This window comes from Microbacterium sp. ZW T6_19, from assembly GCF_044987465.1.
GTDB classification, from domain to species: Bacteria; Actinomycetota; Actinomycetes; order Actinomycetales; family Microbacteriaceae; genus Microbacterium; species Microbacterium natoriense_A.
Genome location: NZ_JBJDRH010000016.1, coordinates 1 through 26,788, shown reverse-complemented (window position 1 = coordinate 26,788; position 26,788 = coordinate 1). Strand labels below are relative to the sequence as shown.

Annotated in this window: 29 protein-coding genes and 1 pseudogene; 13 read left to right on the top strand and 17 right to left on the bottom strand. The window is 69.5% G+C overall.

The window, feature by feature from the left end:
• Positions 1–10: 10 nt before the first annotated feature.
• Positions 11–643, bottom strand: a complete 633-nt coding sequence (locus ACI3KT_RS17710) for a hypothetical protein (RefSeq protein WP_404905764.1) — start codon at positions 641–643, stop codon at positions 11–13.
• An 87-nt stretch (positions 644–730) separates the two neighbouring features.
• Here ACI3KT_RS17710 and ACI3KT_RS17705 point away from each other — a divergent pair, with 87 nt between their 5' ends.
• Together ACI3KT_RS17705 and ACI3KT_RS17700 are read left to right on the top strand one after the other, a co-directional pair.
• Positions 731–1,141 (top strand): VOC family protein, encoded by a 411-nt coding sequence (locus ACI3KT_RS17705; protein ID WP_292905130.1) that lies wholly within the window; start codon positions 731–733, stop codon positions 1,139–1,141.
• Positions 1,142–1,197: 56 nt separating this feature from the next.
• Positions 1,198–2,640 (top strand): MFS transporter, encoded by a 1,443-nt coding sequence (locus ACI3KT_RS17700; RefSeq protein ID WP_404905763.1) that lies wholly within the window; start codon positions 1,198–1,200, stop codon positions 2,638–2,640.
• A 3-nt stretch (positions 2,641–2,643) separates the two neighbouring features.
• Here the strand turns inward: ACI3KT_RS17700 and ACI3KT_RS17695 are convergent, their stop codons facing one another.
• The 4 genes from ACI3KT_RS17695 to ACI3KT_RS17680 form a co-directional block, all read right to left on the bottom strand.
• Positions 2,644–3,045, bottom strand: a complete 402-nt coding sequence (locus ACI3KT_RS17695; RefSeq protein WP_404905762.1) for a hypothetical protein — start codon at positions 3,043–3,045, stop codon at positions 2,644–2,646.
• A 25-nt stretch (positions 3,046–3,070) separates the two neighbouring features.
• The gene (locus ACI3KT_RS17690; protein ID WP_404905761.1) at positions 3,071–4,012 is read right to left on the bottom strand and encodes a serine hydrolase; all 942 of its coding nucleotides are present in this window, start codon (positions 4,010–4,012) and stop codon (positions 3,071–3,073) included.
• Positions 4,013–4,125: 113 nt separating this feature from the next.
• The gene (locus ACI3KT_RS17685; RefSeq protein ID WP_404905760.1) at positions 4,126–6,084 is read right to left on the bottom strand and encodes a M13 family metallopeptidase; all 1,959 of its coding nucleotides are present in this window, start codon (positions 6,082–6,084) and stop codon (positions 4,126–4,128) included.
• Positions 6,085–6,248: 164 nt separating this feature from the next.
• Entirely contained in the window at positions 6,249–6,806 is a 558-nt protein-coding gene (locus tag ACI3KT_RS17680; protein WP_404905759.1) for a DUF1992 domain-containing protein, read from the bottom strand.
• A gap of 178 nt (positions 6,807–6,984) precedes the next feature.
• Here ACI3KT_RS17680 and ACI3KT_RS17675 point away from each other — a divergent pair, with 178 nt between their 5' ends.
• Positions 6,985–8,295, top strand: a complete 1,311-nt coding sequence (locus ACI3KT_RS17675) for an MATE family efflux transporter (protein ID WP_404905758.1) — start codon at positions 6,985–6,987, stop codon at positions 8,293–8,295.
• Positions 8,292–9,152 (top strand): hypothetical protein, encoded by an 861-nt coding sequence (locus tag ACI3KT_RS17670; protein ID WP_404905757.1) that lies wholly within the window; start codon positions 8,292–8,294, stop codon positions 9,150–9,152. The genes ACI3KT_RS17675 and ACI3KT_RS17670 overlap by 4 nt, the downstream gene beginning before the upstream one ends.
• Before the next feature lie 6 nt (positions 9,153–9,158).
• Here ACI3KT_RS17670 and ACI3KT_RS17665 read toward each other — a convergent pair whose 3' ends face one another.
• The 3 genes from ACI3KT_RS17665 to ACI3KT_RS17655 are packed head-to-tail and all read right to left on the bottom strand — an operon-like array spanning position 9,159 to position 10,662.
• Positions 9,159–9,566 (bottom strand): hypothetical protein, encoded by a 408-nt coding sequence (locus tag ACI3KT_RS17665; RefSeq protein ID WP_404905756.1) that lies wholly within the window; start codon positions 9,564–9,566, stop codon positions 9,159–9,161.
• Positions 9,563–10,204 (bottom strand): TrmH family RNA methyltransferase, encoded by a 642-nt coding sequence (locus ACI3KT_RS17660; protein ID WP_404905755.1) that lies wholly within the window; start codon positions 10,202–10,204, stop codon positions 9,563–9,565. Before ACI3KT_RS17660 ends, ACI3KT_RS17665 begins: the two co-directional genes overlap by 4 nt.
• Before the next feature lie 35 nt (positions 10,205–10,239).
• Positions 10,240–10,662 carry a hypothetical protein gene (locus ACI3KT_RS17655; protein WP_404905754.1) on the bottom strand — a complete coding sequence of 141 codons (423 nt, stop codon included), beginning with the start codon at positions 10,660–10,662 and terminating at the stop codon, positions 10,240–10,242.
• Between the two features lie 103 nt (positions 10,663–10,765).
• Here ACI3KT_RS17655 and ACI3KT_RS17650 point away from each other — a divergent pair, with 103 nt between their 5' ends.
• The 7 genes from ACI3KT_RS17650 to ACI3KT_RS17620 all read left to right on the top strand — a co-directional run bounded on the left by ACI3KT_RS17650 (position 10,766) and on the right by ACI3KT_RS17620 (position 15,350).
• A complete protein-coding gene (locus ACI3KT_RS17650; protein ID WP_404905753.1) occupies positions 10,766–12,058 on the top strand; it encodes an Nramp family divalent metal transporter in 1,293 nt (430 codons plus the stop codon).
• A 60-nt stretch (positions 12,059–12,118) separates the two neighbouring features.
• Positions 12,119–12,754, top strand: a complete 636-nt coding sequence (locus ACI3KT_RS17645) for a hypothetical protein (RefSeq protein ID WP_404905752.1) — start codon at positions 12,119–12,121, stop codon at positions 12,752–12,754.
• Between the two features lie 70 nt (positions 12,755–12,824).
• Positions 12,825–13,118, top strand: coding sequence for a hypothetical protein (locus ACI3KT_RS17640; RefSeq protein WP_292905089.1), 294 nt, complete (start codon positions 12,825–12,827; stop codon positions 13,116–13,118).
• A gap of 9 nt (positions 13,119–13,127) precedes the next feature.
• Positions 13,128–13,757, top strand: coding sequence for a metal-dependent transcriptional regulator (locus ACI3KT_RS17635; RefSeq protein WP_404905751.1), 630 nt, complete (start codon positions 13,128–13,130; stop codon positions 13,755–13,757).
• A 40-nt stretch (positions 13,758–13,797) separates the two neighbouring features.
• Entirely contained in the window at positions 13,798–14,610 is an 813-nt protein-coding gene (locus ACI3KT_RS17630) for an HAD-IIA family hydrolase (RefSeq protein ID WP_045257075.1), read from the top strand.
• 3 nt (positions 14,611–14,613) lie between these two features.
• Positions 14,614–15,183: a YdeI family protein gene (locus ACI3KT_RS17625; protein ID WP_404905750.1), complete on the top strand. Its 570-nt coding sequence runs from the start codon at positions 14,614–14,616 to the stop codon at positions 15,181–15,183.
• A complete protein-coding gene (locus ACI3KT_RS17620; RefSeq protein ID WP_404905749.1) occupies positions 15,180–15,350 on the top strand; it encodes a hypothetical protein in 171 nt (56 codons plus the stop codon). The genes ACI3KT_RS17625 and ACI3KT_RS17620 overlap by 4 nt, the downstream gene beginning before the upstream one ends.
• Positions 15,351–15,352: 2 nt before the next feature.
• Here the strand turns inward: ACI3KT_RS17620 and ACI3KT_RS17615 are convergent, their stop codons facing one another.
• The 9 genes from ACI3KT_RS17615 to ACI3KT_RS17575 all read right to left on the bottom strand — a co-directional run bounded on the left by ACI3KT_RS17615 (position 15,353) and on the right by ACI3KT_RS17575 (position 25,231).
• On the bottom strand, positions 15,353–16,978 hold the full coding sequence (locus ACI3KT_RS17615) for an ABC transporter ATP-binding protein (protein WP_404905748.1): 1,626 nt from the start codon (positions 16,976–16,978) through the stop codon (positions 15,353–15,355).
• Complete coding sequence (locus ACI3KT_RS17610) at positions 16,975–18,063, bottom strand: serine hydrolase domain-containing protein (protein WP_404905747.1); 1,089 nt, start codon at positions 18,061–18,063, stop codon at positions 16,975–16,977. The genes ACI3KT_RS17615 and ACI3KT_RS17610 overlap by 4 nt, the downstream gene beginning before the upstream one ends.
• Entirely contained in the window at positions 18,060–19,202 is a 1,143-nt protein-coding gene (locus ACI3KT_RS17605) for a mandelate racemase/muconate lactonizing enzyme family protein (RefSeq protein WP_404905746.1), read from the bottom strand. The genes ACI3KT_RS17610 and ACI3KT_RS17605 overlap by 4 nt, the downstream gene beginning before the upstream one ends.
• Complete coding sequence (locus ACI3KT_RS17600) at positions 19,199–19,687, bottom strand: GNAT family N-acetyltransferase (RefSeq protein ID WP_292905070.1); 489 nt, start codon at positions 19,685–19,687, stop codon at positions 19,199–19,201. The genes ACI3KT_RS17605 and ACI3KT_RS17600 overlap by 4 nt, the downstream gene beginning before the upstream one ends.
• Positions 19,684–20,856: an anhydro-N-acetylmuramic acid kinase gene (locus tag ACI3KT_RS17595; protein ID WP_404905745.1), complete on the bottom strand. Its 1,173-nt coding sequence runs from the start codon at positions 20,854–20,856 to the stop codon at positions 19,684–19,686. Before ACI3KT_RS17595 ends, ACI3KT_RS17600 begins: the two co-directional genes overlap by 4 nt.
• Positions 20,856–21,761 carry an N-acetylmuramic acid 6-phosphate etherase gene (gene murQ, locus ACI3KT_RS17590; protein WP_307292340.1) on the bottom strand — a complete coding sequence of 302 codons (906 nt, stop codon included), beginning with the start codon at positions 21,759–21,761 and terminating at the stop codon, positions 20,856–20,858. The genes ACI3KT_RS17595 and murQ overlap by 1 nt, the downstream gene beginning before the upstream one ends.
• The gene (locus tag ACI3KT_RS17585) at positions 21,758–22,645 is read right to left on the bottom strand and encodes an ABC transporter permease (RefSeq protein ID WP_307292341.1); all 888 of its coding nucleotides are present in this window, start codon (positions 22,643–22,645) and stop codon (positions 21,758–21,760) included. The genes murQ and ACI3KT_RS17585 overlap by 4 nt, the downstream gene beginning before the upstream one ends.
• On the bottom strand, positions 22,642–23,613 hold the full coding sequence (locus ACI3KT_RS17580) for an ABC transporter permease (protein ID WP_292905063.1): 972 nt from the start codon (positions 23,611–23,613) through the stop codon (positions 22,642–22,644). Before ACI3KT_RS17580 ends, ACI3KT_RS17585 begins: the two co-directional genes overlap by 4 nt.
• A gap of 70 nt (positions 23,614–23,683) precedes the next feature.
• The gene (locus ACI3KT_RS17575) at positions 23,684–25,231 is read right to left on the bottom strand and encodes an ABC transporter substrate-binding protein (protein ID WP_292905062.1); all 1,548 of its coding nucleotides are present in this window, start codon (positions 25,229–25,231) and stop codon (positions 23,684–23,686) included.
• A 168-nt stretch (positions 25,232–25,399) separates the two neighbouring features.
• Here ACI3KT_RS17575 and ACI3KT_RS17570 point away from each other — a divergent pair, with 168 nt between their 5' ends.
• Positions 25,400–26,302: a MurR/RpiR family transcriptional regulator gene (locus ACI3KT_RS17570; RefSeq protein ID WP_292905061.1), complete on the top strand. Its 903-nt coding sequence runs from the start codon at positions 25,400–25,402 to the stop codon at positions 26,300–26,302.
• Positions 26,200–26,788 (top strand): annotated as a pseudogene (locus ACI3KT_RS17565) (hypothetical protein); the annotation flags it as partial. The gene ACI3KT_RS17570 and the pseudogene ACI3KT_RS17565, both read left to right, overlap by 103 nt.

The window sequence follows — 26,788 nt, the reverse complement described above, 5'->3', positions numbered from 1 at the left end:
TCTGCCCCTCTCAGACGGATCGCGGAACCTCGCCCCGCCGGAGGGCGGTGCCGCCGCCGGCTGCGAGGGAGTCCGCCACGATGTCGAGGAACTCCTCCATCATCTCGACGCTCATCTCGGGGAGCATGCCGTCCCAGTACGAGAGCACGGCACCGCGCCCCTGCATCATCCCGGCCGGCCGGGCGAAAGCCCAGAGGTGCAGATGCGCCGAGCCGTCGTTGAAGCGGCTGAAGTGGCATCGGGCCACACCGGGGATGCTCTTGACCGCCTCGGAGACGCGCTGCATGAGCGGCCCGAGCGCGGCGAGCACCTCGACCGGGGCGTCTTCCAGAAGCCAGTGCTCTCGCGGCGAGATCGCACCGATGAACGGCAGACCGCCGGGCTCCCAGCCGGCTCGGACCTGCCAGAGATCGTCATGCCAGATCGTGTGCTCGTCCGACTTGCACCCGCCGCAGTTCTCGGGATCAAGTTCTCCGCCACGTGGTTTCTCGGGAACGAGCATCGGCTCGAGCGGGCGCATGACCACGGACTCGTACGCGCCGGCCGGTCCCCGCGTCATCCACGACCCGTCCGGCCGCTCGCCGTAGACGAGACGCCTGTGGAACGGAGTATCAGCGGGATGCTGCTCGAATTCTGCGCTCATTCCGACATGCAAGCACGTCGGACCGCGGGCTTCGCACGCGACAGGCGGATCGTCCAGGATGTCGGACGGCAGTGCCAGACTCGAGCCATGCAGCAACGTGTCAGCTTCATCACCCTCGCCGTCTCCGACCTCGCTCGCAGCCGCGCCTTCTACGTCGACGGCCTCGGCTGGGAGCCGGTGTTCTCCGGCGACGACGTGCTCATGTTCCCCGTCGCGGAGCGGGTGATCCTGTCGCTGTGGTCGATCGAGGGCTTCACGGCCGAGGTCGGCGAGGCACCGGCATCCGGTGTCGCACCGATCACCCTCGCGCACAATCTCGCCACCCCCGCCGAGGTCGACGATGTGCTCGCCGAGGCCGCTCTGCTCGGGGCCCCGGTCAGTCCTGGTGTGCAGCGGGAGTGGGGCGGGTACTCGGGGTACTTCACCGACCCCGACGGCTTCCGCTGGGAGATCGCGGTCAACCCCGGCGAGACGGGCGAATTCGTCCTGCCATCGTGACCCGGCAGTTCTGCGCCGACGCGTCCCGCTCTCCGGAACGCCGATAGCCTGAACCGATGGGAGAGAACGACGAGCGCGCACGCAGACGGCTCTCCCGCAGTTCCCCGAAATGGGCGATCGTCGCCGTGCTGGCTTTCGCCGGTCTCTGCTCGTCGTTCATGTTCACGCTCGTCGTGCCGCTGCAGGCCGAGCTCCCCCACCTGCTGAACGCGTCTCGCGAAGACACCACGTGGGTCGTCACGATCACGCTCCTCGTCGCCGCCGTCGCCACGCCGATCTCCGGCCGACTGGGTGACATGTACGGCAAGCGCCGGGTAATCATCGTGCTGCTCGCCCTCCTCATCGTGGGCTCGACGATCGCGGCGCTGTCGGGCTCGATCGTGGGCGTCATCATCGGCCGTGCCCTGCAGGGGGCCGTGACCGGTGTGGTGCCGCTCGGCATCGCCGTGATGCGCGACGCCCTGCCGCCCGAGCGGTTGGGCACGGCGGTCGCACTCATGAGCGCGACGATGGGCGTCGGCGGGGCGATTGGGATGCCGGTGGCCGCGATCCTCGCCGAGAACGCCGACTGGCACTGGCTGTTCTGGCTCGCAGCGGCATTGGGCGTGATCGGACTCCTGCTGGTCGTCGTCACCGTCCCCGAGGACGTGCTCCGCTCCTCCGGCCGGCTCGACGTGATCGGCGCCATCGGCCTTGCGATCGGACTCACCGGAATCCTGCTGTTCGTCTCCCGCGGCGCGGAGTGGGGATGGACCGCTCCGTTCACGCTCACCTGCGTCATCGGCGGCATCGTGGTGCTGCTCGTCTGGGGCTGGTACCAGCTGCGCACGAAGGACCCCCTGCTCGACCTGCGCGTCGCCGCCCGCCCCGCCGTGCTGTTCACCAACATCGCCGCGATCGGCATGGGCTTCGCCCTGTTCGCCTCGAACGTCACGTTCCCTCAGCTCCTCGAGATGCCGGTCGGCAGCGGCTCGGGGTTCGGACTCGACATGGTGGGCGCCTCGCTCATCATCATGCCGGCCGGTCTCGTGATGATGGTCATCTCCCCGCTCTCCGGCTGGCTCGAGCGCACGGTCGGACCCAGACCGCTCTTCACCGTCGGCGCCGTCGCGATCGTGCTCGCCTACGTGTTCGTGCTGCTGTGGTCGAGCGAGGTCTGGCACATCTTCGTCGCCAACCTCCTCATCGGCGTCGGTATCGGCTTCACGTTCGCAGCGATGCCGATGATCATCATGCGCTCCGTGCCGGCGAACGAGACCGGCGCCTCGAACGGCTTGAACGCGCTCTTCCGCTCGGTCGGCACGTCGAGCGCCTCGGCGGTGATGGGCGGGGTGCTCGCGGCGATGAGCGTGACGGTCGACGGCGTCGCCGTGCCGACGCGCGCCGCGTTCGACGTGTGCTTCTGGCTCGCGATCGTGGCCGGAGCCGTGGCCGTCGTGCTGTCGCTGTTCATTCCCCGGCAGCGCTCAGCGGAGCAGCATCCGTCGCTGCCGAGCTGACCGTCAGCGCGTGATCTCGCGCGGATCGGGGTCGCCGTCGCGCGGCGGACGCAACCGGTCGGGGATCGGCCACGCCAGCGTGAACTGCGCGGTCGCCGGACGGGTCATGTCGCCGAAGTCGTCGATCTTCACCACGATCCTGCCGGGCGCACCCGCTTCGTCGGGCGTGACCTCGACGATGCGCACGCGCAGCGGCCGGTCGCCTTCGCCCTCCAGCATCCACGCGTCCGCCAGCCAGGCGATGCCGTGCTCTTCGAGTGCGGCCTCGGCGTCGAGCCACTCGACGGGAGCGGATGCCGGGCGCCCGAGCACGTCGACGGCGACCCATTCGTCGCCTTCCGGGTGGATCCAGCCGAGGAGCTCTCCGTCGTCACGGCGATGCGGGGTCCAGTCGGGGTGAGGCATGCCTCGATGCTAGACGGCGGGAGAACTAGTGCGTGTACTCCATGAGTTCGACGCCGAGGACGCGGAATGCGTCGTGCGCACGCAGGCGGTGCGCGATCGAGAGGTCGTCGAAGCAGACGATCAGCGAGTAGGCGACGCCTGCACGGGGTCCCGCGAGCACGCCCGCCTCGGCGCGGACACCGCGGTCACGGCCGGTCTTGTTTATGAACAGCAGCCCGTGGGCGTCGTGGTCGTGCGCGAACGGATCGAGTCCGGTGGATGCCGCCACGAGGCTGAGATCCTGGTTGAGGCTGAGCCACTCCGACACCTGGGCGCTCACCGCCGCATCGACGACCTGCGAGTTGACCAGAGCGGAGAACAGGCCCGCGAGTTCACGAGACGAGCCCACCGCGACGTGCGGGGCGTCGTCGGGACCGCGCTGGTCGCGGAAGCGGTCGAGCAGCGCCGTGCGTCGCAGCCCCAACGACTCGATGCGCTCGCGCACGCGGTCGTGACCGACCTTCTGCAGCAGCGCATTCGCCGCGATCGGATCACCCGCGGTGGCCGCGAGCACGGCGAGATCTTCCAGCGGCAGCGCCGGCGCGTGCAGGTGCCGCCACACCCCTGAGGTCGAGACCTGGTCGGTGGCGGCGCGCTCCACGATCTCGAGAGGATCGAGGGTTCCCGCCTCGAACGCGGCCGCGACCTCGACGAGCAACGGCACGACTCCGAGTCCCGCGATCGGCATTGTCACGTGGTCGTCGCCGGAGAGCACGTGCACGTGGGAATCGAGGTCGACGACGTGCACCGACACCTGCGCACCGGCATCCGCCAGCATCTCGAGAGAGCGCAGGGTCGAGGTGAACGACCGCTTGCCGATCGCCGCGCGGCGCGGCAGCCGCCGTACCGCGCGCTGAGACCGCCGACCTGACGGAGAGTCAGAGCTCGACGAGTGGCGGAAGCCTTCGACCGGCTCGGGAGCGCCCACGCGTGATCCTTTGAGGGGGGTTGGATTGCGGGATGCCATGGGGATGCACTCCCCAGCAGCACGGATATCGTAACCCTCGTGAGTGAGGATCCTTCACGAACTCCGGAGAAAGGTCACCAGATCGTCACACGGGCGTTCTGCGGCAGCCACAGGGCGTCGGATTCGGTCACGCCGAAGGCCTCGTAGAACGCGTCGATGTTGCGCACGATCTGGTTGCAGCGGAACTCGGTCGGCGAGTGCGGGTCGATCGTGAGCAGTCGCAGGGTCTCGGCTTCGCGGCTCTTCTGCTGCCACACCTGCGCCCACGACAACAGCAGGCGCTGCACGCCGGTGTAGCCGTCGATCACCGGGGCCTCTGCACTGCCGAGCGACAGCTCGTACGCCTTGAGCGCGATGCCGAGGCCGCCGAGATCGCCGATGTTCTCGCCGATCGTGAGGGCGCCGTTGACGTGGTGCTCGGCGTCGAGCCCTTCGGGGACCAGAGCGTCGTACTGCTCGATGAGGGCCTTGGTGCGCTCCTCGAACGCCGAGCGGTCGGCATCCGTCCACCAGTCGTCGAGCTTGCCGTCGCCGTCGTAGCGACTGCCCTGGTCGTCGAAGCCGTGGCCGATCTCGTGCCCGATGACCGCGCCGATGCCTCCGTAGTTGGCCGCCGCGTCACGGCTCACGTCGAAGAACGGGTACTGCAGGATGGCCGCCGGGAACACGATCTCGTTCATCGAGGGGTTGTAGTACGCGTTGACCATCTGCGGCGGCATGTGCCACTCGGCGCGGTCGATGGGCTTGCCGACCTTGTCGATGTGACGGTCGTGCTCGAAGATCGCCGCGCGGCGGACGTTGCCGAACAGGTCGTCGCGGTCGATCACGAGAGAGGAGTAGTCACGCCAGACGTCGGGGTGGCCGATCTTGGGCGTGAAGGCGTCGAGCTTGGCGAGCGCGCGCTCGCGGGTCTCGGCGGTCATCCACTCGAGGGTCGTGATGCTCTGCCGGTACGCCTCGATGAGGTTGCCGACCAGTTCGTCCATCGCGGCCTTCGCCGTCGGCGGATAGTGGCGCTCGACGTAGACCTTGCCGATCGCCTCTCCGAGGGCGCCCTCGGTGACCGAGACGCCGCGCTTCCAGCGCTCGCGGATGCTGGGCACGCCCGAGAGCTCGGTGCCGTAGAACGAGAAGTTCTCCTGCACGAGATCGTCTGTGAGGAAGGGAGCGGCCGCGTGCACCACCTGGGAGCGCAGCCACGCCTTCCAGTCGTCGAGCCGGTCGGCGACGAGGAGCGAGCCGAGAGCCTCGAAGAAGCTGGGCTGAGAGACGACGACCTCGTCGAGAGCGACCGGGTTCGACGGGCTGACTCCCTCGCGCCAGGGCGCGAGGTCGACGCCGGCGAGCTCCTGCAGCTCGGCCCAGGTCTTGAGGTTGTACGTCTCGACGGCGTCACGGCTGCGCACGTTGTCCCAGTGGTGCGAGGCGAGCTCGGTCTCGAGCGCGATCGCCCGGTCGGCGTGCGCCGCGGCATCCGAGATACCGGCGAGTGCGAGCAGCCGCTCGAGGTGCTCGCGGTACTTCGCGCGGGTCTCCTCGAAGGTGTCGAGACGGTAGTAGCTCTCGTCGGGCAGCGACAGACCGCCCTGCAGAAGAACCGGCAGGTACCGCTCGGGGTCACCAGGGTCGCCGTCGACGTACAGTCCGATCAGGTGAGCACGGCCGTCGCGGTCGTAGGCGCCGACGGCGCGCAGGAACGCGGGGATGCTGTCGAGCGCGTCGATCTCGGCGAGGGTCTCGGCGAGCGGCGTCACACCGGCGGCGTCGATGCGCGCGGTGTCCATGAAACTCGCGAACAGGTCGCCGATCTTGCGGGCGAGCGTGCCCTCCTCAGCGTCCTGCGACTCCTCGATGATCGCCCTGACGTCTTTCTCGGCCTGTTCGGCGAGCATGTGGAACGCGCCCCATCGGGCTTTGTCGGCGGGGATCTCGGTGCGGGCGAACCAGGTGCCGTTGACGTGGCGGTACAGGTCGTCCTGCGGGCGGATGTCGGAGCTGAACTCTTCGATGGCGAGGCCTGCGGGGAGGGTCATGGAGACAGCCTATGCGGCGCACCCGACATCAGGATCGGAGGACAGGCCGGCTCCCGGCCGAGTACACGCGCGTCGCAAGGCTGTTCGCTCTTCAGGAGGACGCTTGGTCGAAAAACGTCCTTCGCAAGCGCAATCGTTCTTCGGAAGCGCAGGTCATTGTCAGGTCAAGCGCGGCGACGGATGCCGAAGCGGCGCCGCTTGGGCCTCTCGGCGTCGGCGGGACGCAATGCACGACGCGCAGCGCGGCGTTCCGCCCACCCGGCGACTTCCGCATCGATGTCGCGCGGCTGCGTCACCACGGGCGGGCCGCCCATCAGCTGCCGCCGGGCCTCGAGCACGCGGCGATTGAAGTCCTCGAGCACGTGGCGCACGTCGGACTCGCGGCCGAGCAGGTCGAGCTGGTCGTCGAGCTCGCGGTCCTCGGTGCGCAGCAGGATCGCGGGCGGCCCCAGCCCCGTCAGGTTCTCGTTCTCGATCTTGCGGCGGATCCACCAGTCCGGATCGTGGTGGTCGCCCAGCCCCTCGATCGGCTTGCCCGCACCGGGCAGATCGTCGAAATCGCCCCGGCGGATCGCCACCTGGATCGCGCTCTCGATGTAAGCGGCCCGGTCCACGGCCGCGCCTGCGCCCGGCGCCGTGCCGGTCTCGGCATCCGCATCCGTCTCGCTGCCGCTCTGCTGCCGCGCGCGATACCTGGCCGCGGCCTCTCGTGGATCGGTCATGTGCACCTCCGACTGGTTCCAGGGTACGCCGGGCGCGCTCGGGCCGCGCGCGGCGCTCGCGTAGCGCCCGCTGCCGCAATCCGCCGCGGATACCGACGCGAGGCGTCACCTCAAGACGCGCGCCGATCGGGCCCCGCGCACGAGCCGCCATGTCGCCGCATCCCCCTAGGCTCGGAGGGTGAGCCTGAACCGCGAGATCCTGCGCCTCGCCGTGCCCGCACTGGGCGCGCTGATCGCCGAGCCCGCGTTCCTCATCGTCGATGCCGCGCTGGTCGGGCACCTCGGCACCGCACCGCTCGCCGGTCTCGGCATCGCGAGCGCCGTGCTGCAGACGGTCGTCGGGCTCATGGTGTTCCTCGCCTACTCGACGACGCCCGCAGTCGCGCGGCGGTTCGGCGCCGGTCGACCGGGCGAGGCCGTGAGCGTCGGCATCAACGGCATGTGGCTCGCGCTCGGGCTCGGCGCCGTGCTGGCCGTGATCGGAGCCGTGGCGTCTCCGTGGCTCGTGTCGCTGTTCGGCGCGAGCGACGCGGTCGCCGCCGAGGCCAACGCCTACCTCGTTATCTCGATGTGGGGCCTGCCGGCCATGCTCATCGTGTTCGCTGCGACCGGGCTGCTGCGCGGCATGCAGGACACCATGACGCCGCTGTGGATCGCCGGTCTCGGCTTCGGCGCCAACGCTCTGCTCAACTACGTCTTCATCTACGGACTCGGCTGGGGCATCGCAGGATCGGCCGCCGGCACGGTCACCGCCCAGTGGGGCATGGTCGCCGCGTACGTGCTGGTCGTGCAGCGGCTCGCCTCGAAGCACAGCGCCTCCCTGCGCGCGCACGGCGGCGGCATCCGCAGCACGGCGCGGTCGGGCGGCTGGCTGTTCCTGCGCACCGTGAGCCTGCGCGTGGCCCTGCTCGCGACCGTCGGCATCGCGACCGGGATCGGCACGACCGAGCTCGCCGGATGGCAGATCGTCTTCACGATCTTCTCGGCCGCGGCCTTCGCCCTCGATGCTCTCGCGATCGCCGCCCAGGCGCTGATCGGCAAGGAGCTCGGCGCAGGGGATGAGATTCAGGTGCATCGCGTGCTGGCGCGAACAGTCGCGTGGGGCGCCTGGTTCGGCGTGATCGTCGGCGCTCTGATCGGGGCGCTGTCGGGAGTCCTCGGCATCGTCTTCACCGGAGACGCCGCAGTAGCCGCTCTCGTGCAGCCCGCACTGATCGTGCTCGCGGTCGCCCAGCCCATCGCCGGCGTCGTCTTCGTTCTCGACGGCGTGCTGATGGGGGCGAACGACGCGAAGTATCTCGCGGTCGCCGGCGGCATCAACCTGGTGCCGTTCCTGCCCGCGTTGTGGATCATCGCGGCCACCGGCGTCGACGGGGCGGCAGGCCTCATCTGGCTCGCCGTCGCCTTCTTCGGCATCTACCTCCTGGCGCGCCTCGGCACGCTGGGCTGGCGGGTGCGCTCGGGTCGGTGGATCTCGGTGGACGCATGAGCGCCTGGCCGGAAGACGCGGATGCCGTCATCCGCCGGATTCGCGATGAGCTCGCTGCTTCGGCCGACGTTTTCGACGGCCTCGACGACGTCCGGGTCGCGGCCGACCTCCGCGGCGACGACCTCGAGCATCTGACGATCGATGCGAGCGGCGCGGCTCTTCGACTGAGGCCACAGCCCTCGGCGACGGCCACGACAGGCGGCGTGGCGGAATCGTCCCCGACTTCTGAGATCCGGTCGCGGCGGTCGGGGATCGCACGCAGGGTGCGGCTGATCGCCGCGCCGGTGCGGATCGACGAGATCCCGCTCACGATCGACGTCGAACTCCTCGATGCGCCGATCGAATGGCTCGAGTATGCGGAGCCGACCGACTCGGCCCGGCCGGAGACAGCGCTCGGCGCCGAACTCCGTGACGACGGCGAAGGGATGCGCGGTGCGCTCTCCGCGTCGATCCGCAGTTCCGATGTGGGCCCCCTGCTCGAGCGTGTGACTCGCGCCGCTCTCGCCGCAGAGGGTCTCGTCATCCGTTCCGTCCGGGTCGACCTCGATCAGGACGGAGCCGACGGCATCCGTCTCTCCGCCCGGGTCCGCGCGCGATGGAGGCTGCTCAGCGCTTCGGCGCGGGCGAAGGTACGACTGCGAATCAGCCCGGACGCGGTCGTCACGGTGCACGAACTCGAGGTCGGCAGCCGCAACCCGATCGTGGCGCTCGCGCTGCGCGCCGCTCGCAAAGCGATACGTGCGCAAGTCGGCCGCACTCTCGATCTCAACGGCTCGCGCTCCGGCTCGGCGGTCCGCCTGAACGGTCTGCGTGTCACGGTGGGTCGAGACCTCAACGTCGAGGCCAAGCTGGGCTGAGTCCGTTCAGACCGTGCCGTCGTCGAGTTTGTCGACATGCTCCGGGCACAGCGCAGAAACGGATGGCTCCATGAAGGCCGCCACCATCGCGTCGTTGAATCGAGTCTGCTTGAGTCCATCCTCGAGTTCGAAGCCGCTCACACCGAGATCGAACTGCTCGCAGATGTACCAGCCGACGCCGATGATCTCCCGATCCGTCCACCGATTCAGGTCGTCGACAGCCGCATCGCGCACCTGGGTAGCGAGCGCGATCTCCACGTCCGACAGCGGTTCGAGTGTGGCCTCGGGAGCGGGCGTGTACTGCGTCACGACTGCTGTCGGCTCCGGAGACGGTGCAGCGTCCGTCACAGCTGTGCAGCCGGCCAGCGCGAGAACTGTCACGGGCAGAGCGGCCATCCTGGGGAAGATCTTCACGCGGCGTACCTCCGGCACCACTCGTACATGATCACGGCGGCGGCCGCGCTCGCGTTGATCGATCGGGTCGAGCCGTACTGCGTGATCTCGACATGGGCGGATGCCGCGGCGAGCGCCTCGGCGGAGAGCCCCGGCCCCTCCTGGCCGAACAGCAGGACACAGCTCTCGGGGAGTTCGGCGCGGTCGACCGGCACCGCCCCGTCGACGTTGTCGACCGCGATGACCGGGATGCCGGCATCCGCCGCCCACGCGGCGAAGTCCTCGACCGTCTCGTGATGCACGACGTGCTGGTAGCGGTCGGTGACCATGGCCCCGCGCTTGTTCCAGCGACGCCGCCCGATGATGTGCACGGTGTCGGCGAGGAACGCGTTGGCGCTGCGCACGATCGAACCGATGTTCATGTCGTGCTGCCAGTTCTCGATCGCGACGTGGAACGGATGCCGCTGCAGATCGAGATCGGCGACGATCGCCTCCATGCGCCAGTACCGGTAGCGATCGATCACGTTGCGGGTGTCGCCGTGGGCGAGGAGCTCCGGGTCGTAGTGCTCTTCTTCGGGCCACTCCCCTGGCCAGGGTCCGACGCCGTATCCCGGCTGTGCCGAGTCCTGGGTCGCTGAGCCCGCCTGCGCGTCGTCCATCAGGCCAGCGTATCCGCGGCCGACACGGGTGCCGGTCAGTCGATGATCACGTAGAGCGTGCTCGACCACATCACGAACCACAGCACCGCGATGGCGACGAGCGGCAGCAGCGTGACGACCCGTCTGGCCGCTCCGCCGAAACGCAGCGCGAAGGCGGTGACCACGACGGCGATGATGCTCCCGATCAGTGCGGCGATGGTCGTGGGCCAGCCGGTCTGCGTGTCCCCCGCCTCCCAGTCGCACAGGCGACCCGCCGGGATGAACGTGATCTCGACGGTGCGCAGCGTGTTGTCGTGGGGTTCCACCCCGTCGGGCAGGTCGCTCGCCCAGCAGGAGTCCATCACGTCGGTTCCGGCATCCGCCCCCTGCGAGATGGTGGCCGCGGCCACAGGGAAGACACTCAGCACGGCCAGCAACAAGAGCACCCACCAGGCGGTGCTCGTCCTCGTCAGCGACATGGTTCCCCTCCCCTCCCTGGTGTAGCACGCGCGGGATGCCGACATCGAGAACCGTCGACCGATCGTTATTTAGGTGGACCGAAAAATCCGCTACGATTTCGGCATGCCTAAAAATTCGGTGATCGACATGGCGCCGCCGGCCGTCGCCCCTCGCAGCCTGTGGCTGCTCGGCCCCGCGCTCGTCGCCGGGGTCGCCTACCTCGATCCGGGCAACGTGGCGAGCAACATGACCGCGGGGGCGCAGTACGGCTATCTGCTGGTCTGGGTCGTCCTGGCCGGCAACATCATGGCCTGGCTCATCCAGTACCTCTCGGCAAAGCTCGGCGTCGTGACGGGCCAGAGCCTGCCCGAAGTGCTGGGCGCCCGGTTGCGCAACCGTTGGGCGCGACGGGCGTACTGGCTGCAGGCCGAGCTCGTCGCGATGGCCACCGATCTCGCCGAGGTGATCGGCGGCGCGGTCGCACTGAACCTCCTTTTCGACGTGCCGCTGCTGCTGGGCGGCTTCATCACGGGCGCCGTGTCGATGATCGTCCTCGCAGTGCAGAGCCGCCGCGGACCTCGCCACTTCGAGTTCGTGATCATCTCGCTCATGGCGATCATCACGTTCGGCTTCGTCGCGGGGGTCTTCGTCGCGCCGCCGGATCCCGCGGGAGTCGTCGGCGGAATCGTCCCGCGCTTCGAAGGAACCGGCTCGGTGCTGCTCGCGGCATCCATCCTGGGCGCGACGATCATGCCGCACGCGATCTACGCCCATTCCTCGCTCGCCCGCGACCGGTTCGGCTCGTCTGGGGCGAGAGGGCAGAAGGCGGATGCCGCCGCCGAGGCCGTGCGCACGGAACCCTCGCGCATCCGGCGTCTGCTGACGGCGACCCGCTGGGACGTGTCGATCGCGATGATCATCGCCGGCTCGGTGAACCTGTGCATCCTGCTGCTCGCCGCCGCGAACCTCGCCGGCGTGGAGGGCACCGACTCGCTGGAGGGCGCGCACGCCGCACTCGCCGCAGGTCTCGGCCCCGTGGTCGCGACGTTCTTCGCCTTGGGCCTTCTCGCATCCGGTCTCGCATCGACCTCGGTCGGCGCCTACGCCGGAGCCGAGATCATGCACGGGCTGCTGCACGTGCGCATCCCTCTGCTGGCCCGACGCCTCGTGACCCTGATCCCCGCCCTGGTCATCCTGGGGCTCGGCGTCGACCCCACGCTCGCGCTCGTGCTCAGTCAGGTCGCGCTGTCCTTCGGCATCCCCTTCGCCCTCATCCCGCTCGTGGTCCTCACCGCACAGCGACGCACTCTCGGGTCGTATGCGAACCGCATCTGGACGACGGCGGCCGGGATCGTGGCGTCGATCCTCCTGATCGCCCTCAACGGCGCACTGCTGTGGCTGCTGGCGACCGGATGATCCGACGGTGTCGTCGGACATTGATTGAACGCCTATTCAGTGCTCCGCTATTCTTCGTCTGTGGATGATGACCTGGGAATCCTGATCTTTCTCGGTGCCGGCGTGCTCGTGCTCATCGGAATCGTCTTCTTCGGCGTGCTGAGCTCGCGCCGCAAGAAGGCCGCGACACAGCGGACCTTCACCGTCCGGCAGCAGATCATCGGCGAACAGCCCTTCCTCGCCAGCAGCGACCTCGATGCCTCCGACAGGCGTCAGGAAGAGCTGTTCCGGGAGACGTACCCGATCGGCGGCAGTCTCGTGCTGAATCTCGTGGATGCCGAGGGCGCGTGGGCCGAGCACGAGGTGCATGTCTCGCGTATCGGCCGGAGTCTGCGCGCCGGCTGGCCGCAGGCCCGCATCGGGCTGACGGCGTACTTCCGCGAGTGGGAGAACACCGAGTTCCCTGCCGTCTTCCCGGTGAAGGGCACCGACAGAATCACGACCGTCGAACTCGACGAGGGCGGCGTGACGGCATCCGACGATCGCAATGCGGTCGTGTGGTCGGCACAATGGTCTGCGCTGCTCTTCTCCAACGGCTCGGACATCGTCCTCGGCGACGGCACCGGGAAGACCATCCGTTTCGACCACCCCGACGGGCACCCCGCGCTCGAGGAGCTCCTCATCAAGTACGGCACTCTGAAGCAGACGCACTTCTGACCGCGCAAACCGCCCTGCTCATTCCGGAGGCGGCGAGGGCTCGGATCCGAGAGAGGATACGCTGAATCACATGCCCGCAGCATCCGTCGTCCGCCTTCTCACGTGGATCGGACTCGCGACCGGGCTGATCGGCGGCCTGCTGGTCGCGTTCCCGAACGTGCTCCCGGTGGGCGGTCCGTGGGTGCAGCTCGCCCTCGGCATCGCGACTCTCGTGCTCGCGTTCCGCGCCAGGAAGATCGGCATCGCCCAGATCGAGGGCTTCGACGGGCGACTGTCGCTCGCGGCGGCGCTGCTCGGCTTCCTCGTCGTGTTCTTCGCCGGCCAAGTCGCCTTCGGCCTCCTCGTCGATGTCGCGAATCCCTAGGCTGGACCCGTGGCATCCCCCGCAGCTGACGACTACCTCAAGACCGTCTACGCACACACCGAGTGGCAGGACGCGCCGATCACCCCCTCGGTGCTCGCCGCGAAGCTCGGCATCGCGCCGTCGAGCGTGACAGAGATGGTCAAGAAGCTCGCCGCAGCAGGATTGGTCTCGCACGTCCCGTACGGGGCGGTGCGATTGACGGATGCCGGCGCCGAGCGCGCTCTCGCGATCATCCGCCGGCATCGACTGATCGAGACCTGGCTCGTGCGCGAGTTCGACTACGGCTGGGACGAGGTCCACGACGAGGCCGAGGTGCTCGAGCACACGATCAGCGACCGACTGCTCGAAGGCATCGACGCCCGGCTCGGTCGGCCGCGTTTCGACCCGCATGGGGACGCGATTCCGGATTCCGCGGGCCAGGTCGATCGCGAGCCCTTCGTGCTGCTCGCCGCGGCCGCCGTGGGTCACGTCGGCCGCGTGCTCCGGGTGAGCGATCAGGACCCCGAGGTCCTGCGGGTGATCGAGGCGGCGGGGGTCGCGGTGGGCGCCGAGGTGACGGTGACCGCCGACGGGATCGTGGTCGACGGGGCGCCCGTCGCGGTGGGCGACGCCGCCGAGGTGATCTGGCTCAGCGCCTGACGGCCTGCTCCGCGTCATCCTCGCCCTCTAGGCTGTGCACATGGCACAACGCGACGACATCGAATGCTGGCTCACCGACATGGACGGCGTGCTCGTCCATGAGAACGACGCCATCCCCGGGGCGTCCGAACTGCTCGCCGGCTGGGAGAGCTCCGGCATCCCCTACCTGGTGCTCACGAACAACTCGATCTTCACCGCCCGCGACCTCTCCGCGCGCCTGCGCACGAGCGGACTGCACGTGCCGGAGGACCGCATCTGGACTTCGGCGCTCGCGACCGCCGACTTCCTGAAGCAGCAGCTGCCCGGCGGCTCGGCGTTCGTGATCGGCGAGGCCGGAATCCTCACCGCCCTGCACGACGCCGGGTTCATCATGACCGAGACGAACCCCGACTTCGTGGTCGTCGGCGAGACGCGCAACTACTCGTTCGAGGCGATCACCAAGGCGATCAGGCTCATCAACGACGGCGCGCGTTTCATCGTCACGAACCCCGACGCCACCGGCCCGAGCGCCGACGGACCGCTCCCCGCGACCGGCGCGATCGCCGCGCTCATCACGAAGGCCACCGGCAAGGAGCCGTACGTCGTCGGCAAGCCCAACCCGATGATGTTCCGCTCGGCCCTGAACAAGATCGGCGCGCACTCCAAGCGCACCGGCATGATCGGCGACCGCATGGACACCGATGTCGTCGCCGGAATCGAAGCGGGCCTGCACACGGTGCTCGTACTCACGGGCATCAGCGATCAGGCCGAGATCGAGAAGTACCCGTTCCGCCCCGACGAGATCGTGCAGTCGGTCGCCGATCTGCTTCCCCGCATCACCGAGACCATCCCGACGGTCAAGACGAAGAAGTGACGAGTGGGCGTTCTCGATGAGGGTGAGCGGGTGCGGGCAGCGGATGCCGCGGCCTGGCGCGCCTGGCTCGACGAGAACCACGCACGCACCGCGGGTGTGTGGCTGCTGAGCGTGCGCGGCAACACGAACGTCGGCGTCGGCTATGAAGACGCCGTGCGCCACGCGCTCTGCTTCGGCTGGATCGACGGCCCTGTGCGCACCTTCGACGATCAGACGGTCGGGCAGTGGTTCTCTCCTCGGCGCCCGTCGAGCGGCTGGGCCGCGACCAACAAGGCGCGCATCGCCGAGCTCGAGGCCGCGGGGCTGCTGGCGCCGGCCGGCATCCGTGCGCTCGACGTCGCCAAGGCCAACGGAGCCTGGGAGGTGCTCGACGGCCCGGAGGCCGGGATCGAACCGCCCGAGTTCACGGCAGCCCTCGACGCGGTGCCGGCAGCCCGTGCGAACTGGGACGCGTTCCCGAAGTCGGTCAAGAAGCTCGGCCTCACGCACATCGCCATGGCCAAGCGGGCGGAGACCCGCGCGGCGCGCATCGAGAAGATCGTGGCGGATGCGGCGGAGAACAGACGCCCATGAGTCAGAACGACCTGCTGTTCCTCGTCGTCACGCTGAGCCTCGTGACCTCGCTCATCGTGATGATCGCGCGATTCGCGGGCTCACGCCGTCGCGGCCGCGGAGACGAGTCCGACGGTCGCGCCGGCTGGTGGGAAGGCCCCTGGGACGACGACGACCGACGCCCCTGAGGTCATGACGCCAGCGACGCCCCCGGGATCGCGGCGAGCAGCTCGCGCGTGTAGGGGTGCTGCGGGTCGTCGAAGAGCCGCTCCGGCGTGCCGCTCTCGACGATGACTCCGCGCTGCATCACGTGCACCTCGTCGGAGATCATCCGCACGACCGCGAGGTCGTGGCTGATGAACAGATAGCTCAGCCCGAGACGCGACTGCAGCTCGCCCAGGAGCTCGAGAATCTGAGCCTGCACCAGCACGTCCAGCGCCGAGACGGCCTCGTCGAGCACGACCAGCTCCGGCTCCAGCGCGAGGGCCCGAGCGATCGCGACCCGCTGACGCTGACCGCCCGACAGCTCGTGCGGCAGCCGCTCAGCCATGGCGGCGGGCAGTGCGACCTGTTCGAGGAGCTCACGCACGCGTGCGCGCCGGCTCTCCGCCGTGCCGACGCGGTGCACCCGCAAGGGCTCGGCGATAGACTCCGCGACGGTGTAGCGCGGGTCGAGCGATGCGTACGGGTTCTGGAACACGGGCTGCACTCTGCGGCGCAGGGCGAACAGCTCCCGACGGCGAAGGCCGGTGAGGTCGACGCCGTCGAACAGGATCGACCCCGAAGTGGCATCCTCGAGACCGAGCACCATGTTCGCCGTGGTGGACTTGCCCGATCCTGACTCCCCGACGATCGAGACGGTCGTCCCACGTGCGATCGTGAAGCTCACGCCGTCGACCGCGGTGAACGTCTGGGGCTCTCCCGCCTTGGGCGACCGCAGCGCGAACTCCTTGCGCAGATCCCGCACCTCGACGAACGGCGTCGCGTCGTGCCGCTCCGGTCGGTCGCGCTGATCGCGTCGCGACGCGAGGCTGGGAGCTGCGGCGATGAGCTGCTTCGTGTACTCGTGCCGGGGATTGCCGAGCACCTCCTCCGAGGTCCCCTCTTCGACGATCCTGCCGCGGAACATCACGACGATCCGGTCGGCGCGCTCCGCGGCGAGCGCGAGATCGTGCGTGATCAGGAACACGGCGGTGCCGAGTTCGCCGGTCAGCTCGTCGAGCTGGTCGAGGATCCGACGCTGCACTGTGACGTCGAGGGCGGAGGTGGGCTCATCCGCGATCAGGAGCTTCGGGCGGCAGGCGAGCCCCATCGCGATCAGCACGCGCTGACGCATGCCTCCGGAGAACTCGTGCGGGTACTGGCGGGCGCGGTTCGCGGCGTCGGAGATGCCCACCATCTCGAGCAACTCGACGACCCGCTCCGCCGTCTTCGCCCCAGAGGTGCGCCCGTGCACCTCGAGAGCCTCGCCGATCTGCGCCCCGACGCGCATCAGCGGGTTCAGGTTCGACATCGGATCCTGCGGGACGAGGCCGATCCCCGCACCGCGCAGGGACACCATCGCGTTCTCGCCGAGCTCAGTGAGCTCGCGACCGTCGAAGCGGATGCGACCCGCCGTGATCACGCCGTTCTCCGGCAGCAGTCGGTTGACCGCCGCTGCGGTGGTCGACTTGCCGGATCCGGATTCGCCGACGATCGCGACCGTCTCACCCGCGGCGACGTCGATGCTGATGTCGCTGATCGCGGTGACGAGCTCTCCGCCGGTGCGGAAGGCGACGGCGAGGTCGCTGATGCTCAGGACGGGATCGGTGGTCATGGTGTTCTCGTTCCTTCGTCGGGGCGGCCCTGCGGGCCGAGGATCTCAGGGAGGGCCTCACGCCACAGGACCTCGGTCGTCACGGGGTCGGCGGCGAAGAGGCGGTTGGTGAGCAACACGATCGACGCGCCGGCGCCGGGAATGACGCCGAAGGCGCACCCCGTGAAGCCCGGATGCCACAGCATCCGCTCTGGCCGACCGTCGACGTGCACGCGGGCGCTGCGCCAGCCCAGCGCCTGCCCCGGGTCGGGGCCGTCACGGAAGAACTCCGCAATGGACTCGACCGACCAGAGCTCCGGATGCTCGTGCGGACGAGCGAGGGCGGAGCCCAGCGCGAGCAGGTCCCCGACGGTCGAGAACAGCCCGGCGTGGCCGGCGACACCGTCGAGCGCGTGTGCGCAGTTGCCGTCATCGACGACGCCGACGATCTCATGCTCGCGCCAGGGGAAGTCGCGGCGCGGCGTCAGCACCGGATAGGGCTTCCCGGTCTCGACCATCCGGCGTTCCGCGGCGTCTCCGAGGGCGCTGGCTGCGACGGGTCCGACCGCAGGCCCGAAGCCCGTGCGGCTGAGACCCAGGGGCTTCGCGACCAGCGACTCGAAGGCGGTGTCGAGCGAGGTGCCCACGACCCGGGCGACGATGCGGCCCAGCAGCATGAAGCCGAGGTCGGAGTAGTGGCGCTCGCACCCTGGCGGGTATCTCAGAGGGAGCGCGTCGATCGTCGAAGACGCAGCATCGTCGAACAGATAGAGCGGCTGCCATTCCCACAGCCCGGCCCGGTGCTGCAAGAGGTCGCGCATCGTGGTCTCGGGCGCGCACGAGGTGCCGGGCAGAACACGCGCCACCGTGTCATCGAGGGCGAGGGCGCCCTGGGCGACGAGGCGAAGGATCATCGTCGTCGTCGCCGCGACCTTGGTCACCGAGGCCAGGTCGAACGCCGTCTCGGTCGTCACGGTCCTGCCGTCGAGCGAGGCCGATCCGCCCGCTGACACGGAGTTCTCGTGCGCGGAGGCGATCCCGGCGACTGCGCCGAGGGGAGCCGACGGGTGTGCGAGAACGACCTCGACGGCATCTGCGGCGCTCATCCGCGCACCCCCGCGCGGATGTCGACGAGCACATCGGCGTCGACGTCGGAGTCGAGCCCGGCGACGCCGATCCCCACGACGTCGCCGAGCACGAGCTGATCTGCGGCGGAGCGGATGCCGCCGACGACCGGAGAGCGCCGCAGCCAGAGCGCGGCGTCGAGATCGTGGATCCCTTCGGGGGAGAGCGCGGCCGCGAGGTGAGCTGCCGCGGTCACGCCCACGGCGGACTCCATCATGCAGCCGAAGACGACGTCGAGTCCGTGCTCGCGTGCGGTGAGCGCCGCGCGTCTCGCCTCTGCTGGGCCTCCGGTCTTAGCGAGCTTGATGTTGACGATGTGTGCCGCACCCCGTTCGGCGATGGCGCGCACATCGGCCGCGGTCCGCACGGATTCGTCGGCCATGATCGGTGTCTCGACGGCCGCGACGACACGAGCGAGACCGTCGAGGTCGCCTGCCGGCACCGGCTGCTCGACGAGATCGAGCCCGAGGCCGGCGTCCTCGCAAGAGCCGATGACGGCGATCGCCGTCGCCGCATCCCACGCCTGATTCGCGTCGACGCGCAGAGCGATCCCCTCGCCCACCGCGGCGCGGACCGCGCGAAGCCCTGCGAGCGCGTCGGTGTCGGCCGAGACCTTCGTCTTGAGGCAGCGGAATCCGGCCGCGACGTGCGCTGCCGCCTGCGCGGCGAGATCGTCGGGCAGGCCGGCAGACAGCGTCATGTCGGTCCGGATGCGGATGGGCGACGCGGATGACGGGGCAGGGTACGCGTCCTCGGCCAGCGCGACGGACAGCGGGATCCCTCGCGCCTGCGCCGCGAGGTCCACGAGCGCGCATTCCATCGCGCTGCGAGCCGCCGCGTTCCCCCACGCCGCCCCGGCGAGACGACGGTCGGCATCTTCTACGCCGGCGCCGAGCACGACATCGGCGAACGGACCGGCCACGACGGCCGCGACGCTCTCGGGGCTCTCCCCGGTGACCCGCCAGCTGATCGCTGCCTCTCCCCACCCACGGCGCCCGTCGGAATCGGTCGCCTCGATCAGCACGACGTCGAGCGCGTCGACGCGGCGCACGTTCGTCACGAACGGGCGCACGAGCGGAGACGACACGCGCAGCACGCGCAGACGGTCGACCACGCTCATGGCAGCTCCCTGCGCATCCGCTGCTCCGGCTCCCCGAACTCGGGCTGCGTTCTGGTGGCGCCGTCGGCGCTCCACCCCTGCGCCTCGTAGAACCCGATCGAAGGAGCGTTGGCCGCGAACACCCACAGCACGGCAGACCGAGCACCGGCGGCCACCAGGGCCTCGACAGCAGAAGTCAGCAGCAGACGGCCGACACCGCCGCCGTGCGCCTGCGGCGACACGTACAGCGAGTGCACGGCGCCCCGGTCCGCCGTGCAGGCGAAGCGGGTGAGCCCCAGAATCGTCCCTTCGCGCTCCGCGACGTGCACCTCGCCCTCGTCGTCCGCGAGCACTCTCGCCCACAGCGCCCGCGCACGCTCGTCGGTCATCGCCTCGATCGCCGCATCCGGGAGGATGCCACGATAGCTCTCGCGCCAGCATCCGAGGAACACGCCGAGCACCCCGGACAGGTCGTCCGGGGTCGCGCGGCGCACCTCGATGGTCATGATGCCGATGCCGCCGTCAGGGTCAGAGCCGCGATGCCGCCCATGGGCGCCGGCAGCACAAGGGGCCCGACGCCCGGCGTGATGGCGCCGAGGATGCGCGGCTCGCGTGCTCCCGTGCCCCCGGGGACGATCGCCGGCACGCCGTGCAGCGTGCACCAGCCGATCAGCGCGAGCAGGATCGCCTCCTTGCTGTCGGCGGGCGCGCCCAGCTCGTCGGCCAGAACGACCTCGGTGCCGGGGAGCGCCGCTCGAAGACCGTCGAGGATGAGGGGGTTGCGGCATCCGCCCCCGGACACCGCGAGGAAGCCGATGCCGGCTGCGCGCACGTCACGGGCGACGGTGCGCACCGTCAGCTCGGTCAGCGTGCGCACGAGATCTGCGACCGGGATCTCCCGTCCCTGTGCGGCGAGGTGCTCGTGCACGTAGCCCAGGTGGAAGTGCTCCTTGCCCGTGCTCTTCGGCGGGGTGAGCGCGTAGTACGGGTCGGCGAGGAGAGTCTCGAGCAGAGGCTCGTCGACCGCCCCCGTGCGGGCGATGCCGGCGTCGTCGTCATAGCCGAGCGGGTTGAGCTCGTGCTCGACGATCACGGCGTCGACCAGCGCGTTGGCGGGGCCGATGTCGTAGGCGATGAGGCCGTCGGGCCCGACCACCGTCATGTTCGAGATGCCGCCGAGGTTGAGGGCCGCCGCGGTGCCCGCATGGGAGCGCAGCAGCAGCTCGTCGAGGAACGACACGAGCGGCGCGCCGTGGCCGCCCGCCGTGATGTCGCGGATGCGGATGTCTGAGACGACCGGCGCGCCGACCCGTTCGGCGATCCACGCCGGCTGGCCGATCTGCAGGGTCCCGAGTGCGTGCGCGCCGTCGACCCAGTGATAGACGGTCTGGCCGTGCGAGCACACCGCATCCACGCCGCCGGCCCGTGTGGCGACCTCGACCGCGACCTCGGCGAACGCCTGGCCGATGAGCGTGTCGAGCTCGCAGACCTCGGCGAGCGTGGTCTGCGCAGGTGGGAGCGCAGCGATCAGCCGCGCCCGCAGCGCGGGGGCGTAGGGCACGCTGGTCGCGGCGAGCACCGCGCCGGTGAGCTGTCCGTCTTCTTCGATGAAGTCGACGACTGCCGCGTCGATCCCGTCGTGCGATGTGCCCGAGATGAGCCCGAGAACGCGCATCAGTCCTCCTCCAGTGCGGTGCGCAGCCGACCCTCGGCTGACGTGAGTCGTGCGGTCGCCGCGGCGAGGTCTTCGCCGCGGCGGAGCATGATGGCAGCGACCTTGACGTCGTACCCCGCCTCGTCGAGCGCGTGGACCGCCTCCTCGCGCTCGACATCGGCGATCGTCCGCACCATCCGGATCGCGCGCTCGCGCAGCTTGTGGTTGGTGGCCTTCACATCGACCATGAGGTTGCCGTAGACCTTGCCCTGGCGCACCATGACGATGGTCGAGAACATGTTGAGCACGAGCTTCTGCGCGGTGCCCGACTTCAGACGGGTCGAGCCGGTGAGCACCTCGGGCCCGACCTCGACCTCGATGCCGTGATCGGCGGCGGCGCTGAGCTCGGTTGCGACATTGCACGACAGCCCGACGGTCAGTGCCCCGCGCTCGCGGGCTCGGCGCACCGCGGCGACCACGAAGGGCGTACGCCCGCTGGAAGCGATCCCGATCACGGTGTCGAGCGGACCGATCGCCGCCTGGTCGACGGCGGCGGCGCCGGCATCCGCGTCGTCCTCCGCGCCCTCCACCGGATTCACGATCGCGCCGGTACCGCCCGCCATGATGGCGAACACGAGCTCAGGTGGGGTGCTGAAGGTCGGAGGGCATTCCGAGGCGTCGAGAACGCCGATCCGGCCCGGCGTGCCGGCTCCCACGTAGATGAGGCGCCCGCCACGCGACATTCGCTCGGCCGCGGCCTCGATCGCCGGCACGATCTGCGGCAGGGCGCGCCCGACAGCTGCGGGCACGGTCGCATCAGCGTCGTTCATGGTCTGCGCGAGCTCGGCCACGCTCATGCGGTCGAGATCCGCGTACCGCGGATCGCTGGCTTCGGTCACCAGTGTGCTCAGATTCTCCACGGTCATCGCCTTCCCCTGTTGCGCGGATCGAGACTGTCGCGCAGGCCGTCGCCCAGCAGGTTGAGTCCCACCACGAGCAGCACGACCACGACGCCGGGGGCGATCATGGTCCACGGGGCGATGGTCACGAGCGTGCGGGCTTCGAAGATCATCGACCCCAGTGACGGCGCGGGCGGCGGCGTTCCGAGACCGAGGAAACTGAGCGACGCCTCGGTGAGCACCGCCCAGGACAGCGACAGCGTGACCTGCACGATGATGATCGACGTGATGTTGGGCAGCACGTGGCGGAACATCGTCGCCATGCGGCTCTGGCCGGTGCTCTTGGCGGCCTTGACGTACTCGACCTCGCGCAGCGAGAGCACCGGTCCACGGGTAACGCGGATGAAGATCGGCACGTAGACGATCGCGATGGCCACCGCGATCGTGAACCAGTTGCGGTCGAACACAGAGGCCAGGGACAGCGCGAGCAGCAGCGGCGGGAAGGCGAACAGCACGTTCGTCACCGCGGTGATGGCGCCGTCGGAGACGCCCCGGTAGAACCCGGCGACGAGGCCGCACACCGTGCCGACGACGGTCGCGAAGGCGACGGCGACCACGGAGATGAGGGCGGAGTTCGCGACGCCTGCCGCGACGCGGGCGAAGACGTCGCGACCGAACTGATCGGTGCCGAACCAGTGCGCGCCGTTCGGAGCCTGCATCCGTGACGGCGGATCCTGCGCAAGCGGGTCGAACGGCAGCATCCCGAAAGCGGAGACGAGGCTGAGCGCGGCGAGCAGCACGACGATGACGAGCCCGGCGAGCCCGCTCCGGCTGCGCAGCAGCAGCCGCACACGCTCGATGGTCCTGCCGCCGCCGGGGGCGAGAGTCGGGGTCTGCGAGATGTCGGTCATGCGGCACGCACCCGGGGATCGATGACCCGGTAGAGCAGGTCGGTGAGCAGGTTGACGATGACGAAGGCGAGCGCGATGACGAGCACGGTGCTCTGCACCAGCGCATACTCCTTCTGCTGGATGCCGAGCAGGACCTGGCGTCCGATGCCCGGGAGGGAGAAGATCTGCTCGACGACGACGGCCCCGCCCAGCAGATAGCCGAACTGCAGACCCGTCATCGTGACGATCGGAACCAGGGCGTTGCCGAGCACGTGGCGCAACTGCAGCCGGCGCGGCGGCACGCCCTTGGCGCGTGCGGTGCGGATGAAGTCGTTGGCGCGGATCTCGAGCACGGCCGTGCGCGTGGTGCGCATGATGGGGGCGGCGATCCCGAAGCCGAGGACGATGGAGGGCAGCAGCATCTGCTGCAGGTTGAGGACGGGGTCCTGGAAGAAGTGCGCGAATCCCTGGCCGTTGGGATTGAACCCGAACGACGAGGCGAGCACCGCGAGCAGCGCGGTCCCGAGCAGGAAGGCCGGAATCGACAGGCCCGCGAGGCCCACGATCTGGCCGGCGCCGTCTCTGATCGAGTCGGGCTTGGACGCTGAGAGCATTCCGAGCGGGATGCCGATCAGGAGGGCGATGACGATGGAGAAGATCGCGAGCTCGAACGTGACGGGCAGCGCCGCCGCGGTGAGGTCGAGCACGCTGGTCTGCGCACGGGAGGAGAAGCCGAGGTTGCCGGTGAAGATGTTGCCGAGCCATGAGAAGAACTGCACGAAGAGCGGCTGATCGAGGCCGTAGTACGCCTCGAGGGCGGCGCGCTGAGCCGGCGTCAGGGCCGCGGCCTCCGTGCCGAGGCCGGAGCTGATCTGGTCGCCGGGGATGGCGCGCAGCATCAGGAAGACGAACACGGCGACGCCGAGGAGCGTGCCGAGGGCTGCGAGGATGCGGCGCAGCACGCTGTTGCGGAGGAGCTGTCTGAACATGGGCGGGAGGATGCCTGTCGTCGGGGCGGCGGTGCGGGCGGGACTGGCCCGCACCGCCGCGTCGCGCTGCTTACTTGATGGAGGTCGTCCGCAGGTACTGCAGCGAGCCGTTCGCCATGGGGACGAAGCCGTCGACGTTCGACGCCGCGGCGGTGTAGGTGTAGCTGGTGAACAGCCAGATCCACGCCGCGTTGTCCTCGAGGTTCTCCGACACCTGCGCGTAGATCTCCTTGCGCTTCTCCGGGTCGGCCGTCTGACGTCCTTCAGCGAACAGGGCGTCGAGCTCGGGCGAGGAGTAGCCGGCGACCTTGTTCAGGTTTCCGGTGCTGGTGAAGTATCGGCCGTACATGCCGTCGGGATCGGGGCGTCCGCCGTTCAGGGCGACGGCGGCGTCGAAGTCGGCGGCGATCCAACGGTCGACGAACGCGCCCGACTCGAGCACCTCGAGCTCGAGCGTGATCTTGGCGTCGGCTAGCTGCGCCTTGAGGTTCTGCGCCTCGTTGACCGACGTCGCGTACTCGCCCTGCGAGACGATGGCCTTGATGGTCACGCCGTCGGACTTGCCCGCCTTGTCGAGGTAGTCGGCTGCCTTGTCGAGGTCGCGCTCAGGGCACGGACGGGCGTCGGGATCGGACTTGTATGCGGGCGACGTGATCGGGCCGGTGACCTCGCCTTCACCGAGAGCAGCGGTGTCGAGCACCTCCTGACGGTCGATCGCGCACTGGATCGCGAGACGCACGTTCACGTCGGCGAGGTCGCCGTGCGTGGCGTTGAGCTGGAGCGCGTGGTAGCTCAGCTGCGGGGTCGTCGCCACCGTCACGTTGGCGCCCTCGGCGGTCTGCGCGACGAGCGGGTCGTCGAACACGGCGAGCTGGACGTTGCCGGACTGCATGGCCGAGACGATCGAGGACTCGTCCGGGATCACCCGGAACTCGACCGTGTCCAGGAGGGCGGCGTCTCCCCAGTAGTCGTCGTTCTTCGCAAGGGTGAGCGACTGGCTGGGCGTGCGGTCTTCCATCACGAACGGGCCGGTGCCGTTCGGCGTGGTGTTGAGCCCTTCCTCGGTGTCGTCCGACGAGAGCATGGCCATGTTGATCACGGCCAGGTTCGCGGGCAGCGCGGCATCCGGAGTCTTCAGCGTGACCGTGACGGTCTTCTCGTCGGTCGCCTCGACGCCGGCTACGGATGCGAGCGAGCTGCGTGCGACCGCGGCGGTCGCCTCCGCGGCGATCGCGTCGAGCGAGTACTTCACGTCTTCGGAGCCGAAGGTGCTGCCGTCGGCGAAGGTGACACCGTCACGGAGGTGGAAGGTCACGGTGAGTCCGTCCTCAGACACATCCCACGACTCGGCGAGACCGGGGACGACGTTGAGGTCCTCGTCGAACTCGGTGAGGGTGCCGTAGATGTTCTGCAGGACGTTCACCGCCTGGAACTGCGTGGCCTTCCAGGGGAACAGGGTGTCGGGGTCGCTGGTGACACCGATGACGATGTCGCCGCCGGCGGCTGCGCCCTCCGACGGCGCGGGCTTCGACGGCGCCGAACAACCGGTGATGACGAGGGCCAGGGCGACCCCTGTCGCTGTGAGGGCGCCGAACGACGCCCGCCGTGCTGTGCTCATTGCTGATTCCTCCAGGCTTGGGGATGCATCGCTTCGGCGTCGGGTCGGCACATCGCCGTTGTCGCCCCGCGAACATCATCGGTCTTGGTGTGCACCAAAAGTACACCAAGTTCGCTTCTCATGTAACAAAAATTCCTCTACTGTGTGATCAGCGATCGGAGACTGCCCATGCCCTACGAAGCCGCACGCGACGACGCCGGCGCCCACCCCGTGCTCGTCCGCATGCGCGCGATCCGCCCGGAGCTCCGCCCGAGCGAGCAGCGCATCGCCGACCTGTTCCTCGCCGATCCGGCCACCACCGCCGGCTACTCGGTGGCCGAACTCGCGCAGCGATGCGGCACCTCGACGACCTCGGTCGTCCGCTTCTGCAAGCGGCTGGGGTACGACCACGTGCGCGAGCTTCGCAACCACGTCCTCCGCGACGTCGAGCGCGAGACGTTCGACACTGCGGCGCTGCCCGACGTCTCGGGGGACATCGATCGCAACGACACCCTGTCGGACATCGTCGCCAAGGTCTCGCTCGCCGAGACGCTGTCACTCGCCGACACGGCGAAGGTCCTCGACACCGAGGCTCTGAGGGCATCCGTCGACGCCATCACCGCCGCGAACCGCGTCGACATCTTCGGCGTGGGCGCGAGCTCGATCGTGGGCCTCGACCTGCAGCGCAAGCTGACCCGGATCGGCAGGACCGCGCTCGAGTGGTCGGATCACCATGCGGCATGGACCTCGGCTGCGACCCTCCAGCCGGGGAACGTGGCCATCGCGGTTTCGCACAGCGGCGCGACCACCGACACGATCGAGTTCCTCATGCTGGCACGGCGCGCCGGCGCCACGACCATCGCGATCACGAACCACGCCGGCGCTCCGCTCGCCGGTCAGGCGGACATCGTGCTCACCACGGCAGCCAGGGAGACCGGGTTCCGGTCCGGCGCCCTGGGCAGCCGCATCGCCCAGCTGATGGTCGTCGACTGCATCTTCATCGGCGTCGCGCAGTCGAACTACGACCGATCGATGGAGGCGCTGCGCGACACTTTCGCCGCCGTGCACCACGTGCGAGCCTCGGGCGCGTGAGCAGCTCGCGCCGTCACGCCCTCACCGGCCTGTTCGCGGCGTTCGCGAGCCTGGGCGTCACCGCGTCGTTCGTCCCGGCGGTCCTGCCCGCCGCGGAACGGAGCATCGGGGCTGACCTGAGCCCGGCCGTCCCCGCTCTGTTCGCAGGACTGCTCGTCGGCGTCCTGCTCTCCGGCCCGCTGATGCTCCGGCGCCCCGCTCGCACGACTCTGATCGTCGGCAGCGCACTGCAGGCGGCCGCGCTCGTGGCCGGAGCATGCGCCGACGCCACTCTGCTCTTCATCGTCGCGGCGGCCACCGCCGGCATGGGTTTCGGCCTCGTGGAGGCCGCAGGCTCCGTGGCTGCGAAGGGCGCCGTGGTCGGCAGTGCCACCGGGGTGCTGAGCGCGCTCACCGGGACGGTGGCCGTGAGCGCGGCGGTGACTCCCCTCGCGGTGGCGGCGGGCGCCGGCGCCATGCCCGCGCTGAGCGCACTCGCTGCGGTAC